Here is a 13610-nt window from a genome sequence, read left to right as displayed (position 1 = left end):
TCAGGCCCTCCCGAGATCGTTCAGCCCGGCACGCAACCGCGACTCGGCCTCGGCGTCCGCACGGTCGTAACCGTCGGCGGATTCCCTGAGCCGCCGGCTGAGCTCCCCCATCCGCTTGGCGAGGGAGACCATGTGCTCCTCCCACTTCTCGGCACAGACCTTGAGCCGCACCGGGCTCTCCCAGCCGTTGCCGTAGTGGGATCCGTACACCTCGTCGCTGGTGTCGAGGGCGTGGCTGAGGCGTTTCATGACCTGGTGGGACAGGGACTCGGTGTCATTGGCCGCGGAGCGTACGCGTGCGGCGTTGATGTTGATGTCGCCCATGGGACAACTCCCCCGATGTGAACTGGCTGTTGTCGCATCGACGAGATCGAGGAGACCGACGAGGTCGACGACGTCGATGAGGTCGACGAGACAGACGAGATCGACTAGCTCGACGAGTACGCATCCGCTGCGAGACGATCCCCCGGTTCAGGACAGGACTCGAACCCGTTCGATGACAGCGGTGATGCTAGGGGCCCCCAGACCTCCCCCGACTTCCAACTCCTCACCCTTGAGCAGGCCTTGACCATCGATCACAGGGTTCTCCCCTAACCTCCACACGCACACCGCATAGCGGAAACCCCGCGTCGGACTGCGGGCCATGACGGGCAATCCCGGACGCCACGTCCGTCATGGACCGTGCTCGACGACGCCCTGGGTACCAGTAAGGTCGGACGGCAACCTCAGCGTCCAGAGCCACATGGCAGGGACGGGGGCCTGAGCGCGAGGGACCCGCGGAAGGACGTAATGCGAGAACCAGCCATGCAGGAACGAGACACTCAAGTCCCCCTGGAGAAGGCCGCCTTCGACCACCCAGGGACTCGGGCCGCCTGGGCCAGGGCAAGACGCGCGACGATCACACGCGTGTCACTGGCGACCTTCCTCTTCGTGGCGTCGTTCATCACGCTCAGCGTGCTGCAGGAGTTCGAGGTCATCACTCTGCCAGGCAACGAGAAAAGGGACGGCGGACTCCTCGGCCTGATCCTGACTCTGCTGCTTTTCGTCTACCTCACTTTCCTCTACCTCTACGTCGGCTCCCTGCGCTCCCTGAAGCGCGTCCGACGCGTCCTGGAGGCGCATCCGTGGCGACCGATCCCCGGCGCTCACAGGCACCGCGCCCTCAAAGACGCGAGTGGCGTACCCATCCGGCTGCAGTTGAGCGCCGCAGCAGACTCGACGAAGTCGGACGGCTTCATGTCGGCCCGCGGTACGGTCCACCGCCGCCGCTGGCCGGAAGCGATGGAGCAGGGCGCCTGGTACGCGGGGGACGTCGAGGGCCACGGTGTCCTCGGGTTGCCGGGTGGCACGGATCTCATGGAGGTCCAGCCCCGTCCCTGACCGTCCCGTTTGCGCGCGGCAGGCGTGGGGCTCAGACCGTGCCCTGTGCGTAGAGGCGGCATCCGGCCACCGGGCCTCCGCGAAAACTCGCTGGCCGACGACGGCGACCCTTGCTGATCTCCCGGAGGCCGTGCGAGAGAACGAGGAGGTGGTACCCGTGAACGCAGTATCGACATGGGTGCTCCCCTCCGGGGTCACGGTCGGGCGATAAATCGTCCGGGAGCGCCGTCTCTGAGCCCTCCCGAAAGGCACGACCGTGCACTTCACTTCCGAACAACGCCTCGACGACGGCGTCCTCGAACGTGAATTCACCCTCGGCGAGATCCCCGGCACCCTGTGGACGCCCGGATCCGCACCGGCCCCGCTGGTCCTGATGGCCCACAACAACGGCCTGCCCAAGGCGGACCCCCGGCTGGTGGCCCGGGCCCGGTACACCGCGGCGCGCGGCTACGCGGTGGCCACCATCGACGCCGCCGGGTGCGGTGACCGTCCCCGTTCCGCCGCCGACGAACAGGCCCGCGCCGACCTCCGGCGGGCGATGCAGGCCGGCGAGCCGGTCGACGAGATCTTGGAGTCCTTCATCGGCCCGCTGGTCGAAAACGCGGTCCCGGAATGGCAGACCACTCTGGACGCCCTCCTTTCGCTGCCCGAGATCGGCGGCCCGGTCGGGTACTCCGGGGGGTGGGCCGCCCTTGGGATCCGGCTGGCGGTGGCCGAGCCGCGCATCGCGGCCGCCGGCTTCTTCGCCGGGGGTTACGTGCCCCGTGCCCAGCGCGAAGAGGCCCGGCAGATCACCATTCCGCTGCTGTTCCTGCTGCAGGGGGACGACGAAGGCAACCCCCGGCAACGGGCCCTGGACCTGTTCGACGCCTTCGGCAGCAAGGAGAAGACGCTGCACGCCAATCCGGGCGGGCACACCGGCACCCCGTGGTTCGAACTGGAGGACGGGTGCCGGTTCCTGGACCGACACCTGAAGTGAGGCCGGGCCGTGGATCCGCGGCTCCGCGGCTCCGCGGCCAAGGACGCCTCACCGCAGGGGACAGGACACGGTCTTGGTCGAACTACCGGTAGGAGACGGCCTTCGCGATCCCCGCACGCTTGGCCTGCTGGATGCGAACTTCCCCCGCGCTCTCGCGTTCCTTCGCCGACAGCGGCCATTCACTGGGCTGCATGAAGAGCAGCTCACCGCTGCCCGGCACGATGGCCGCGCCGCCGAACGGATCGTCTCCGGCGAACCACACGCCGTTGGCGATGCCGTCAGGCCAGCGGGAACGACCCAAGGGATCCTTGGCAAGCAGGGTCACCGGCTGGCCGGTCTTGTCGCCCAACCGCATGTGGAGCCGCAGGGGCCGCTCCAGTTTGACCTTCTCGACGGGCGTACGGAATTCCAGAGGGTACGTACGGAAGACGCGCGCGCATCGCCAGGTCAGGAACAGTCGGCCGTAAGCGAGGAAAAACGCGGTGAGGAGGCCGAACATTCCCGCGATGGCGAACGGCAGCGCGTATCCGCGGGAGTCCATCGGCCACGCGAACATCTGCACAAACAGAGCCGCACTGGGCAGGCCGAGTTTCGCGAACCGCGTCAGGGCGGAGCGGTAGTAATACCACAGCGCCCCCTTGAAGTCCGTGCCGTCCGTCGCGTAAGGCGCCTGCACCGTCTCTGACACAGCGGATCCTCCAGTCTGGCCCGTGCTCATCCGAAGGGGCTCTTTTCCGCGGGGCCGGCCCCAGGAGCTCCGAACGGTCCGGATGCGCCGTTCGCTTCCGTCGGCGCGTTCGGGTCGGTGAAGGTCACCGTCCGGGCGACGCCCAGCAGCACTCCACGGTAGTCGTCGGCCAGATGCACGGACGGCGTCACCAGCTGCACGGTGATGACCGACGAGGAGCGTGTGTCCGGAATGGCCACCGTGCCCTGCCAGACCGTCTCTTCCAGGGGCTCGTCCTGCCCCTCGGGCGGTGCGCCCGGAGAGACGGTGCGCCGTTCCGACTCGATCAGGAAGCCCGTACCGATGGGCAGTTCCACCGGAACGATGCCGTTGTCCGCACCGGTCCCGCCGCCGGCCGCCAGCATCTGCGTGAGCGCCGCCTTGGGGTTGCCCTTGGGCGTCGAGAGCGTGGAGACGGTCAGGACGGACATCACGGGATCACCGGTGCTGTCGTCGGGGTGCATTCCGAGTGCGCACCCCTGCACCTGCTGACTCCGCAGCATGCTCACGACGACGGCGTAGAGGCGGAACACCTGATCGGCACGATCACGAGCCTCCGCGGGAAGTTCATTGATCTGCCGGGCCATCTCCAGGAGTCCCTCAGCCGTCGGCTGGAGGTCCAACCTGAGGTAGCCGTACGGGAGTCCGTACCAGTAGTCCGGCTTCGGCTCGGGCGGCGCGATGTCAAGGAAGCCGTTCACAGTCGGATGCCCCTCATCATTTCGCCCATGTCCGTCAGGATGCCGATGGCGCCGCTCTTCAGCCCGGTGGAGGCCGCGCCGATCTTCGTCACCTCGGCGGCGTCATGTCCGTAGCCGTTCTTCGGAAGGACGCCGGCGGTTTCCAGCGACGAAGCCCCGTTCGCGAGCACGTTCGCACCTTGGATGGAGTACTGGAGCGCACCGACCGCCGGATCCGTCGCGGCCTCGAGCGCCTTGAACTTGAAGGCCGGCACGATTTCGCTGCCGAAGTTGGCCATCTTCGAGCCGAGTGACAGGGCATCTCCGCCCTCCCGGGCAACCGCCGCCGCGAGCCCCACCTCACTCCCGGCCCTGGCGAGCGCTCCGACGCCGGGCACCATGCCGAGTGTGTCACCGACCATCGCGCCCCAGGCGAACGCCCCTTCCTTCCACCCGTACTTGCCCATCAGGGAATCCCTGAAGTCCTCGCTGGAGAGGTTCTTGGTCATGGCGAGCGCGCTGGCGCCCACGGCGATCGCCGCGAAGATCGGCGCGGCCGGCGTCGGGAGGAGAGCGAGGAGACCGGCGATCGCGCTGATGGTTCCGGCGTGCTCGTAGATCTGCTTGCCGACCCAGGCGATGCCCTCACCAATGGCCGACACGGTCTTGCTGAGCCACCCCGGCTCCTTCGGCGCCAGCTTGTCGTCGGCCTCGTCGAGCTTGCCGGCGATGAACTCGGCCCGCTTGGTGTGGTCCTCCTCCAGCTCCTTCGCCTTCTTGATGACGTCGTTGTACGCCGTGGTGGCGTTGTTGAGCTGGGTGGTGGCCTCGTTCAACGCGCTCTCGGCGGCCCGCAGCCGGGTCGTGGCGGCATCGGCCTCCGCCTGGGTGGGGAACTCCTTCCCGGCGAGCTTGAGGTCCGGGTGCTGGTTGGCCTCGTCACGACGCTGCTTGGCCGAGTCCATGGCGGACTTCTTCTCGCGCGCGGCGTCGTCGTACTTCTTCGCCAGGTCCCGGTGGGACGCCAGGTCGCCGTCCCAGGTCCCCAGCCAGTTGGCCGCCTTCCCGAGGGAGTTCCCGGCGTTCCTCATGTACTCCTTGAGGTCGCCGTCGAGGGCGTCCCGGAACGCGCTCGCCGCGTCCCCCTCCCAGGAGGAACTGGCCGCGATCAGCCTCTCGATCTGCCGATGGCAGTTGTCCAGGGTCTCCGCCGCGGACTTCACCTTCTTCTGCAGCGTCGAAACCGCTTCGGGTACCCCGGGAACGGGGTTCCAGCCGAGGTTCGGATACGGGTTGGCGGCCATCAGCGGGTCCCCCCTGCGTTCGCGGCGGCCGTGTCGTTCATCTGCTTCAAGGCCTTCGACAGCTCTTCTTCGAACGTCTTGTAGCTCAGCATGGTCGTCTCGACGCCCTCACCGACCGCCTTGATCAGCTCCTTCAGCTGATCCGTGCCGTACGCCCACCGGTCCTGGAAGGTGTCGCAAGCCTCGTCCAGCCGGGCCGTACCGATCTGGTCGGCGCGGACGTCCGCGAGAGCCTTGCGGGCTCCCTCCAGTTCCTCGACTGATCGCTTCAATGTGTCACCGAATGACTTCAGATGGTCGAGATCGACCTTGAATTCCCCAGCCACTGAGGACCCCCTGTTGGTTCCGACGAAGCGATCAGCTGGACGCAGGGGGCAATTCGGGCAGTACCCCCGTGGCGTCGACGCGCGACAGAGTATCCATGAGTTTTGGAGATTCTGTGACGGCGGGGGTGTCCCGTTGGGCGAGTGACCAACTGGGGAGCACATGCGCACATGTGCTCGCACGGCCAGCCATTAACTGGTCGGCGCTCATCACATCCATGTCCTCGAACGACAACATGGACGATCACGGTGGGGCCCGCCCCGTCGGTGCACAGCCGCAGCGGCAGTACACCGACGGGGCGGGCCAGGCTCAGGGCTGCACGGGAGCTGAACAGCCGTGGGCCTTGGCCGAGCGCTCGGCGAAAGCCCTGAGGGCGGCGCGCTCGTAAGCGAGGCCCGGACTGCTCACCCTCTTCTTCGGGTTGTCGTCCTGCTCGGAGGTGAGCTGCAGGGTGAAGAGGGCCAGGCCGTCAGGGCACTTGGCGGTCGTCCAGCTGCTCCGGCCATCGGCATCGCGATCACGGGCGGGGACGTCAGGGGACGGAAACTCCTCCTCCGCTCCGTACTCCTGATAGTCGATGAACGCCTCTTGCGCATATGGACCGTACTCGGCCAAAAGGGAATAGCGCTTATTGAGGTCGGCGCCGGCCAGTCGGCAGATCTCGTACGGCGCGTGTCCGCGCTTGGTCTCGGTGGCGATGGACACACCCTGTCCGGTGGGAATGCCGGAGCACGTCCCGTCCGCTGTGTCGAGCGGCTTGTACTCGTCCTCGTTCACCGGCAGGCCGAGCCTGCGCACGGGCTTTCCCAGCTCGGCGCCGCAGTCTCGGGCCTTCGACGCCTTCGCCGCAGTGGAAGTGGCGATCTTTGCGAATTCCGGCCGGTTGGCCGGGTCGTCCAGCGTCTTGCCGAGCGTGGTCTCGACGGTGACAGAAAAGCCCTTCACGCTGCTTCCCTTGGCGCATTCGAGGACCAGACTCGTGGTCACGTCTTCGGCATCGTCGGCTCTGAAGGGGTCCTCGCCGTCACCGACGAGTACCGGGTCGGCCCCGAAGAGTCCTGTCCATCCATGGCCGACCGGAACGGGGAGTGCGTGCGCTCCAGGCGGGCCCGCATAGAAGGAATCCAGAGTCCGCCCGGCGTAAGCGGTGTCGAGGATACGGATGTCGACGGTGCCACTGCCGTCGACGCGCACCTCGCAGGCCGCCACCAAGCCCTCACCGCCCCGGTCTTCGTCTTCCTCCTCGACCTCGACCGATCCCGGCCCGAGAACGCCGCGTACCACGTTCCGGTCGAGGAGCCCGTCGCAGGCGCTGTCGAGCGCCGCCTCGTCCCTCCAGCGCTGGAAGTCTCCGTGCAGCTCCAGGTAAACGACGACACCAACGGCTGCAGCAACGAGGGCAGTTACCGCCCAGAGGATGATTCGCCTCACCGCCATCCCTCCACCTCTCCAAGGATCTCGGTGTCGTGGCACCGCTGCTGCCGGGGCCAGCCGTCTGGGTCGGTGAGATAACTGTCCAGGAGCTTGCGGGCGTTCTGGGAGTACGCGGTCCGCTGTCCTTCGCTGAGCGTGGGCAGCTCACCGTCCTCGGAATAGTCGTAGAAGTCGGAGGCCTCCATCTGCACGGTGACACGGTGGTAGGTGCTGCCCGCGGCGCACGTCGACCTGGCCCACAGAGCCAGCTCGGCCGGCTCGCCCTCCCGTATGACCTTCGTACGCCGCCCCTCCTGGAAGGCGACGCTGTCACCCTCGCGGTCGTACTGGTCGATGGCGGACCGGCCGAGCGGCCCGGCCCAACTCACAGCCGAGACATCGACGACTGCGTCGGCCTCCGGCATCGGATCAGTCTCCGTCGGGTCCTCGCGGTCCCAGACGGTGGCCGTGCAGACGCTCAGCAGCCGGGAGTCCTGCATGTCCCCGCTCGCTGTCCAGTTGCCAGGAAAGCCCGCGCGTTTGCCGAGCCCACGGCACTTCTTCAGGCCCAGGCCCGGCTCGTCGATCCGAACGGTCCTGATGTTGCCGCCATCCGGATCCGCGGTGACCTCGGCCTCATAGGTGTCGATGAGCTGCCTGGGCTTTGCCAGCGGGGTGCCACCGCAGTCCTGCATCTCGGTGATCCCGTTGGCGACCTGAACGGCGGTGGTGAAGTCCACGAGGTGCTCGGCCGGCTTCCCCTTGCCCGGAGCGGGCAGATCGACATCGGCGGTGACGTACATCGCGGATACGTCGCGCACCTGGCCGTCGAGTCCGCCCGCGCACTCGGCGACAATCCACGCCCGCCCGTCCTCATCGACCCTGCCAGTCAGCCCGGGCACCTCGTACGACCCCTCCCCATCCGGAGCGCCCGCCGCGATGTCCTCGAGCTTCACCGACATCGGCATGGTCGGCACAAGCGCCGCGGCACGCACGCGCACCGATCCGTAACCCGGCCATGTGACGGCACAGTTCACCAATGAACGGCTCTGCTCATCGGGCTGCAGCACGGTGCCGTACTGGCTCACTTCGCCCTCGACCTCGTCGGGTACAAGGCTGCTGAGCTCCTCGTACGGCAGCAGCCCGGCGCAAGCACGCTTCAACTGCGCCCGATTCGCTGCCGCGTGGCCACCGCCCATGGCACCGTCCACGAAAACGACAACAACCGCTCCGCTGAGGAGCAACACAAGCGGCAGCACTATGAGCAGTGGCTTGCGCAACCGCTGCGGCACTTCGACCACGAATCCAACCCCCGGTAGTGCCGACGGATGCGGAGCACCGTCGGTGAATCAAGACTCACGAGAATATCGGCGTGAACACGTCAGGAGGCAAGGCGGCGCTCCACGCCCACTCGACCCACGTCCCCATCGCACCCGGGTGTCCCAGGAAAACCTGCCGCAGGAAATGTGCTTCGAGTCACCGACGATCTGCTGGCCGCGTACGACCTGGACGATCGGCGGGGCCGTGATGGAGGGTGGGGGACGCAGTCCGAGCGGGAGGACTCAAGCACGCCGGGCGCGGCGGATCAACCAGGACGCGGCGAAGTACAGCGCGGTGACGATCGCCCAGGCCGCCAGGAACTGGATCGCGAGGGGCTTGTCACCCTCGCTCCAGACGATGGCGGTCACCGCCGGCCCGCCGATCCACCAGAAGAACAGAAGATGCTGGCCGCGCCGGGTCCCTTCCGGTCCTCTAGGGAGCCGCGCACGAGCGCGCAGGCACGACCACCTGAAGAGGGAGGAGTCGTCTACGAGCCGACAAGCGGCCCGCTGACGTCCTGAGGGACTTCGCTAGGCTCACGCACTATGTTGCCGCCGCACACACCTTCCCCCGCACCCGACGCCACGGTCATCCGTACCGGCCGCCGTGCCGCCACGACCGGGTTGCCTTGCTCTGTCGTCCTCATCGCGCTAGGTGCCGTCGGCGTCTTGGGCGCGATTGTGGTTGCCTCCGGGAATCAGCGGGGCGAGTCATCCGTCGCCGGCTTCGCAGGCATCGGGTTCATGCTGGCGCTCGGCGTACTCGGCGTGTTCCTCTTCATCGGCAACTGGGCGAACCGCCGCAACAGGGTCCTCCTCGATCACACAGGCCTGTGGGTCGACACCGGAAAGCTTCGGAACGTCATCCCGTGGCAGACCCTCGCCGGAGTCGGCCTCTACTGGAGCAAGCTCGGCCGCAGCCAGAAGCTCTACTCCCTGGAGCTGTTCCCCACCGGTCCCATCGACCGGGACGACCCGGTCCTGTGGGGCCTGGTCCGCGACGAGGAGCCACTGCGCCCCGAGCTTCCCCGCCTGCGCTACCGCCTTCCCTTCCCGGCCGCCTGCCGACAGGAGGTTGTCGCGGCTATCCAGCAGTACGTCCCGCAGCTGTGGCTCGGCGAATCCGAGCGCGCGACGGGCCACATCGGCCGGCCCGACATCCGGGGCCACCGGAAGCGCCGACTTCAGAGCACAGCAACCCGCCGTCCGGGCAACCGTGGATCGTGAGCAGAGGGTAGGACGACTCGTCGGCCTTCTCTGTCACACCCGACGCGAGACGATCCAAGCGAGGCCGCCCTCCTGGCGCCCGTGCCCCAGAGGTGGATCCGCTGGCCGATCTCGCCTTCGATGAAGTGCCTGAAGACCGGGATCAGGGTGTACGACGTCGAGGGCGCGCCGAGCCCGGGCTCTCATTGGGCACCATGGCGCAGCACCAACCACCTGGGCAGATCCCGCGTGCCGGCTTCCGTGTCCGGCATCCACCCGTACTCCTGCGCGATCTGCAGTGCACGCCCGGCGTCCAGCTGTCGGAAATAGCTGTCATCGACCTCGACGCGGCCATCCCGAAGCGGGACGGTGTGGCGGCATGTGTGCCGTGACTGCTGTGGCTCGTTCAGAACGCCCCCGGCGCGCCGCACCCATGGCGGGCCGCTGACTGCTCGGCGAAGTGCTGTAGATCCTCACGCTCTTCCTTGGTGAGCGGATCCGATGTGAACCTGCGATCACTGCCTTCCACCGCGCTGGCCTCGTAATATCCAACGCCGAGCGCGCCCTTGCATGTGGCCGATGTCCACGTGGTGTAGGCGTCCGTGCCCGAAGGGGTCTCGTGGCCACCGTACTTCCCTCCGCCCTCCGAAGAGACAGCACTGTACGGGCCATATTCAGCAGTCAGTTGCAGCCCACCGACCAGAACGCACTCTTCGACGGGCGACGTCCCAGCATCGGTTTCCCGTACCGTTTCCGTCGAGGACAACCCCGCACACGTCCCGGAAGCGTCGCCCGCAGGTTTGGTTTTGGCTGCAGCGTCGGGACTCGTCAGCTTGCTCACACTACCGAATCGCGCCTCACAGCCAGATCGTTCCGCAGCATTCTTGGCAGTCTCGGTGACAGCGCGCGCCAACTTAAGACGCATGTCGGACGTGTTCTCGAAATCCCATACGCTTATCGCAGCAAGGATTCCACTGCCCTCTCGAGACGTCCAATTCGAGCAATTCAGGAGTACGGATGCACTGGACCCGGCAGTAAACCCCTGCCACCCTGCCTCCAACGGAACAGGGAGGGCATCCTCTTGCTTCTGGAAGGTGTAGATCCCGTATTGCGTGGTCGCTTCAGTGGCGAGCTCAATGTGGATCTGTGCGTTACCGGCCCTGCAGTGCTCCTCTACATCCGACGGACCGGTCACCTCATCAGATCCCCCGGAGCTCTCGAACCCGGACCCGAAAAAACTAAAACGGGACTTTCCAGACAAATCGAGGATCGAGTTCACAGGAAGCAAGCCAGCACACGCCCTTGCCGCCTTGGCCGCCGGATATTGGCGCCAAAAACCGTAGCACCCGCTAAGCGCCACAAGGAGCGCCACGACAACGGTCAACATACGGCGGAGTCGTTTCTGCCATCCTGAAGGTTGGCCAGATGAGGTGCCCATTACTCGCCCTATCCCCTATCCTCGATATAGCTTCTCGACTTGTCGTTAGCGTATCCGTTGCCCGCTTCCGCTCCGTTGTTGACAGCTGCATCCACTTCAGCCTGGTTCAGCCCGCTCGAGTTTTCGGAGACGGAGATGGTCGCCGCTTCTCTGAGCTGGGCTTGAACAGCCTTCTTACTGTCTTCCAGTTCGGCCCCGGAGGCGTACAACACTTCGTCGGAGGAGTCGCGTTCAAGGTCTGAGACCACCATGTCGATTAGCTGCCCACTGATGGTTCCTGCAACTCCACCTGCAATCGCCCCACCCACAGGAGATGCGATGGCTGTGGTCCCGACACCGATCCCGATGGAGGTGATGCTCTTACCCCACTCCCCGGCTGATGCAAGTCTGTCGTTGAAGGCCTTGTCACCCTCGGCGGACTCCTGGATATCTGAATCCTGCCGACCAAGAGCAAGAATCCCATCAACCTGTGCCGCGGTTTCGGAGATCTCGTAAATGGTTTCCTTGTCAGACAGCCCGTATGCACCCGGATGCGAAAGGTGATAGTTCATCAATTCACTGGAGTACTGCGTCTGGCCGTAGCTTATTGCCGCGTATCCATCCGGGTCCTGACCCACGGTGTACATGAAACGCGTGATGTCCTGTTCGAGGAACTCCGCAGAGGCATTGTCCCCGAGGGGAAGGAAGTCCGTCTCACTCTGTCCATCTGGGCGCAGGCCACGATAGACGTCTGGCATGTACTCGGCTGTCATTCTGCCCAGGCTGTCCTGCATCCCGTCGTGCGCCAACTCCGAGTCCTTGGAGACAGACGCAACGATCTCCTCCATGAGGTTGGCCTGTGCCTCGGTGTGAGCCGGCGTGTCCGGCGAGGGGCTGGTGTCGTACGCGTGGCCAGTCACAGCGGATTCCAGGGCATGGCCGAGGTTGTTGTAGCCGCTGGGGTTCTTGACGTCGCCTGTGTAGCCAGCACCTTCGGGCCAGTGCCGGTCCTTCAGCAGATAATCGAGGTGGTCGACCTTTTCACCGTTGATCGTTGACCCAGAGGTGAGGAACTCGGTGGAAGCCTCGGGGTTGTGCCCCAGAGCCTCCATAAATCCCGTCATGGGATCGAGCGCACCAATGTTCGTCGACCCAAGCGTGCGCGGGTAGCCCCAGTAAGCGTCAGGGTTCTGCCCGGCGTTGGCGCCATTCTTCTCCGCAGTGATGAGAGCGTCGCCGTAGTCCTGGAGGAAGTCCTTGTCCCACTTACCCTCGCTCATCAGGCTGCTGGTGAGCTGGTAACCACTGAGACCGTAGGCGGACTCGGTGGGATTGGCGTTGAAGTCGCGCTGACCCGCGGCAAGTAGCTCATTCTGGAACTTCGTAATTCCTCGATCGGATTTTTCGCCCTTAGCAAGCTTGTCGTCCGAGGTAGTCGCCGTGCCGATGGTGGTGCCCAGGTTCGCCTTGAGTTCCTTGAGCTGAGCCAGTTGCTCTTTGGAGAGTGTGGTCCCGGCGGGCGGGCTCATGAGCTCGTTGTACTTACTCAGGACGTTCTCCGCGCCGGTCTTGACCGCGAAATCGCGGGAGAACTCCGGGTCGTTCTTGTTCACCGACAGGAGCAGGTTCAGCTTGGTGATCTCAGTGTCGGTGAGACGTCCGTCTTTCTTCATCAAGGCAGACGCCTGGTCGACCTCGACCGCATCGAGGCTGGTGTAGACGCTGGTGTTGAAAGACTGGCTGTCCCCGTTGGCGTCGCGTTCCAGAGCGGCACTGGCAGCTTCGTCGGCTGCGGTGGCCTGCTCGAGGATCCGCGTCAGCCGGGACACGAGCGAGTCCAACTTCTCCTTGCGCTCGGTGGCGAAGCCCGGGGCCGCGGAAGCAGTCGGGCTGTCCCACCGCGAGTCGACGTCTTCGATCCTGCCGTCGTCGTGGACCTTGTACTGGTCGCTGCGCGCCTCGTCGAGGAGGGCGTGGAGCTGCTTTTGGAAGGCCGCGAACTCGTGGTGCGCGTCATCCAGAAGCTTGCCTATACGTTCCGCCTCGGTAGCGGCATTCTCGTACTCCGTACGGGCCTTGGCCATGGTGGCGAAGGCCGCTTCGGCCGCATCGCCCTCCCAGTGACCCTTGAGGTGGTTAATGACGCGCTGCTCGAACTCGCGCTGCAAGCCTTCGTACTTGGCCGGCAGCGCCTTCCAGGAAGCGGCAGCGTCGGCGAGTGAGCCAAGCTTGGCTTTATCGAGGTAGGGGATGGACACCATGTGCGACAGCTCCTATCCGTCCGGTGGACGGCTATGGGATTCCGGTCCGGCTTGGTGGATTCTCCCGGGCGACGTTCTGCCAGCCCGGGCCCGACTCATCCGAAGGGAGTGCTTATCGTCGCCTGCCGTGCCGTTTCCTCCTGCTCGGTACGGGTGTAGTGGCCGGAAGTGGTGTGGAGCTTGTCGCTGATGTCCTGCAGCATGCGCTTGAGATTCATAACCTGGGAGCCCCAACGAACGTCCATGGTCATCAAGGACCCGGCCGTGGCCCAGGAACCCGCCTCGGGCAGGCCCGAACGGGTGTGCTCGTTCAAGCCCCTGACAGCGCTCAGCGTGTCCTCATCCGCAGCGTTGTCCACGTTCTCGGTGTCACCGCGCAGTTCGACCAAGGCGTTGGCGGCCTGGTCCAGGCGCTGGGTGTCGACCTTGGCGGTGCCACTGGCGCTCCCCCCGCTGCCTTCCGCGGGCAGGGAGTTCAAACGCATCTGGGCGGTTCCGCTGGGTTGTGGCGAATCGAAGGGAGTGCTCATCCCCGTGTCCCATCCCCGTTGACAATTAGGTCGGCATGCCCCCCGGCGCCCGCTCAACTACAGGCCCTTC

15 protein-coding genes are annotated in these 13610 nt (G+C 65.8%); 4 read left to right on the top strand and 11 right to left on the bottom strand.

The genetic code is table 11. From position 1 onward, the window contains the following. Positions 1-324: a type VII secretion target gene (locus ACIBAG_RS30485; RefSeq protein WP_399109373.1), complete on the bottom strand. Its 324-nt coding sequence runs from the start codon at positions 322-324 to the stop codon at positions 1-3. A gap of 582 nt (positions 325-906) precedes the next feature. On the opposite strand from ACIBAG_RS30485, the gene ACIBAG_RS30480 reads away from it, so the two are divergent. Together ACIBAG_RS30480 and ACIBAG_RS30475 are read left to right on the top strand one after the other, a co-directional pair. After that, the gene (locus ACIBAG_RS30480) at positions 907-1380 is read left to right on the top strand and encodes a hypothetical protein (protein WP_399109371.1); all 474 of its coding nucleotides are present in this window, start codon (positions 907-909) and stop codon (positions 1378-1380) included. A 256-nt stretch (positions 1381-1636) separates the two neighbouring features. Next, positions 1637-2359, top strand: a complete 723-nt coding sequence (locus tag ACIBAG_RS30475; RefSeq protein ID WP_399109370.1) for a dienelactone hydrolase family protein — start codon at positions 1637-1639, stop codon at positions 2357-2359. Positions 2360-2441: 82 nt separating this feature from the next. On the opposite strand, the gene ACIBAG_RS30470 is transcribed toward ACIBAG_RS30475, so the two are convergent. The 7 genes from ACIBAG_RS30470 to ACIBAG_RS30440 all read right to left on the bottom strand — a co-directional run bounded on the left by ACIBAG_RS30470 (position 2442) and on the right by ACIBAG_RS30440 (position 8495). Then, positions 2442-3077: a hypothetical protein gene (locus ACIBAG_RS30470; protein WP_399109368.1), complete on the bottom strand. Its 636-nt coding sequence runs from the start codon at positions 3075-3077 to the stop codon at positions 2442-2444. Continuing rightward, the gene (locus ACIBAG_RS30465) at positions 3074-3787 is read right to left on the bottom strand and encodes a hypothetical protein (RefSeq protein WP_399109366.1); all 714 of its coding nucleotides are present in this window, start codon (positions 3785-3787) and stop codon (positions 3074-3076) included. Before ACIBAG_RS30465 ends, ACIBAG_RS30470 begins: the two co-directional genes overlap by 4 nt. Beyond that, on the bottom strand, positions 3784-5070 hold the full coding sequence (locus ACIBAG_RS30460) for a WXG100 family type VII secretion target (RefSeq protein ID WP_399109365.1): 1287 nt from the start codon (positions 5068-5070) through the stop codon (positions 3784-3786). The genes ACIBAG_RS30465 and ACIBAG_RS30460 overlap by 4 nt, the downstream gene beginning before the upstream one ends. Beyond that, on the bottom strand, positions 5070-5342 hold the full coding sequence (locus ACIBAG_RS30455; protein WP_399109363.1) for a hypothetical protein: 273 nt from the start codon (positions 5340-5342) through the stop codon (positions 5070-5072). The genes ACIBAG_RS30460 and ACIBAG_RS30455 overlap by 1 nt, the downstream gene beginning before the upstream one ends. A gap of 361 nt (positions 5343-5703) precedes the next feature. After that, a complete protein-coding gene (locus ACIBAG_RS30450; RefSeq protein ID WP_399109361.1) occupies positions 5704-6825 on the bottom strand; it encodes a hypothetical protein in 1122 nt (373 codons plus the stop codon). Continuing rightward, the gene (locus ACIBAG_RS30445) at positions 6822-8108 is read right to left on the bottom strand and encodes a hypothetical protein (RefSeq protein WP_399109360.1); all 1287 of its coding nucleotides are present in this window, start codon (positions 8106-8108) and stop codon (positions 6822-6824) included. Before ACIBAG_RS30445 ends, ACIBAG_RS30450 begins: the two co-directional genes overlap by 4 nt. Positions 8109-8369: 261 nt before the next feature. Next, positions 8370-8495, bottom strand: a complete 126-nt coding sequence (locus ACIBAG_RS30440) for a hypothetical protein (protein WP_399109359.1) — start codon at positions 8493-8495, stop codon at positions 8370-8372. A 300-nt stretch (positions 8496-8795) separates the two neighbouring features. On the opposite strand from ACIBAG_RS30440, the gene ACIBAG_RS30435 reads away from it, so the two are divergent. Together ACIBAG_RS30435 and ACIBAG_RS30430 are read left to right on the top strand one after the other, a co-directional pair. Beyond that, positions 8796-9353 (top strand): hypothetical protein, encoded by a 558-nt coding sequence (locus ACIBAG_RS30435; protein ID WP_399109357.1) that lies wholly within the window; start codon positions 8796-8798, stop codon positions 9351-9353. A gap of 194 nt (positions 9354-9547) precedes the next feature. Next, positions 9548-9724 (top strand): hypothetical protein, encoded by a 177-nt coding sequence (locus tag ACIBAG_RS30430; RefSeq protein ID WP_399109355.1) that lies wholly within the window; start codon positions 9548-9550, stop codon positions 9722-9724. A gap of 14 nt (positions 9725-9738) precedes the next feature. On the opposite strand, the gene ACIBAG_RS30425 is transcribed toward ACIBAG_RS30430, so the two are convergent. The 3 genes from ACIBAG_RS30425 to ACIBAG_RS30415 all read right to left on the bottom strand — a co-directional run bounded on the left by ACIBAG_RS30425 (position 9739) and on the right by ACIBAG_RS30415 (position 13540). Beyond that, positions 9739-10611, bottom strand: coding sequence for a hypothetical protein (locus tag ACIBAG_RS30425; RefSeq protein ID WP_399109353.1), 873 nt, complete (start codon positions 10609-10611; stop codon positions 9739-9741). A 167-nt stretch (positions 10612-10778) separates the two neighbouring features. Further along, a complete protein-coding gene (locus ACIBAG_RS30420; protein ID WP_399109351.1) occupies positions 10779-13010 on the bottom strand; it encodes a hypothetical protein in 2232 nt (743 codons plus the stop codon). A gap of 95 nt (positions 13011-13105) precedes the next feature. Further along, positions 13106-13540: a hypothetical protein gene (locus ACIBAG_RS30415; protein WP_399109349.1), complete on the bottom strand. Its 435-nt coding sequence runs from the start codon at positions 13538-13540 to the stop codon at positions 13106-13108. Between the last annotated feature and the right edge of the window lie 70 nt (positions 13541-13610).

Source organism: Streptomyces sp. NPDC051243 (assembly GCF_044455405.1).
Classification (GTDB): domain Bacteria; phylum Actinomycetota; class Actinomycetes; order Streptomycetales; family Streptomycetaceae; genus Streptomyces.
Note: the sequence above shows the minus strand (reverse complement) of the source record. Positions and strands in the feature narration are given on the sequence as shown.

Bases quoted from the DNA above. Each gene is read 5' to 3' on its own strand.
- ACIBAG_RS30485 (WP_399109373.1), bottom strand. From the start codon at position 324: ATGGGCGACATCAACATCAACGCCGCACGCGTACGCTCCGCGGCCAAT.
- ACIBAG_RS30470 (WP_399109368.1), bottom strand. From the start codon at position 3,077: ATGAGCACGGGCCAGACTGGAGGATCCGCTGTGTCAGAGACGGTGCAG.
- ACIBAG_RS30460 (WP_399109365.1), bottom strand. From the start codon at position 5,070: ATGGCCGCCAACCCGTATCCGAACCTCGGCTGGAACCCCGTTCCCGGG.
- ACIBAG_RS30430 (WP_399109355.1), top strand. From the start codon at position 9,548: ATGGCGCAGCACCAACCACCTGGGCAGATCCCGCGTGCCGGCTTCCGT.
- ACIBAG_RS30420 (WP_399109351.1), bottom strand. From the start codon at position 13,010: ATGGTGTCCATCCCCTACCTCGATAAAGCCAAGCTTGGCTCACTCGCC.
- ACIBAG_RS30415 (WP_399109349.1), bottom strand. From the start codon at position 13,540: ATGAGCACTCCCTTCGATTCGCCACAACCCAGCGGAACCGCCCAGATG.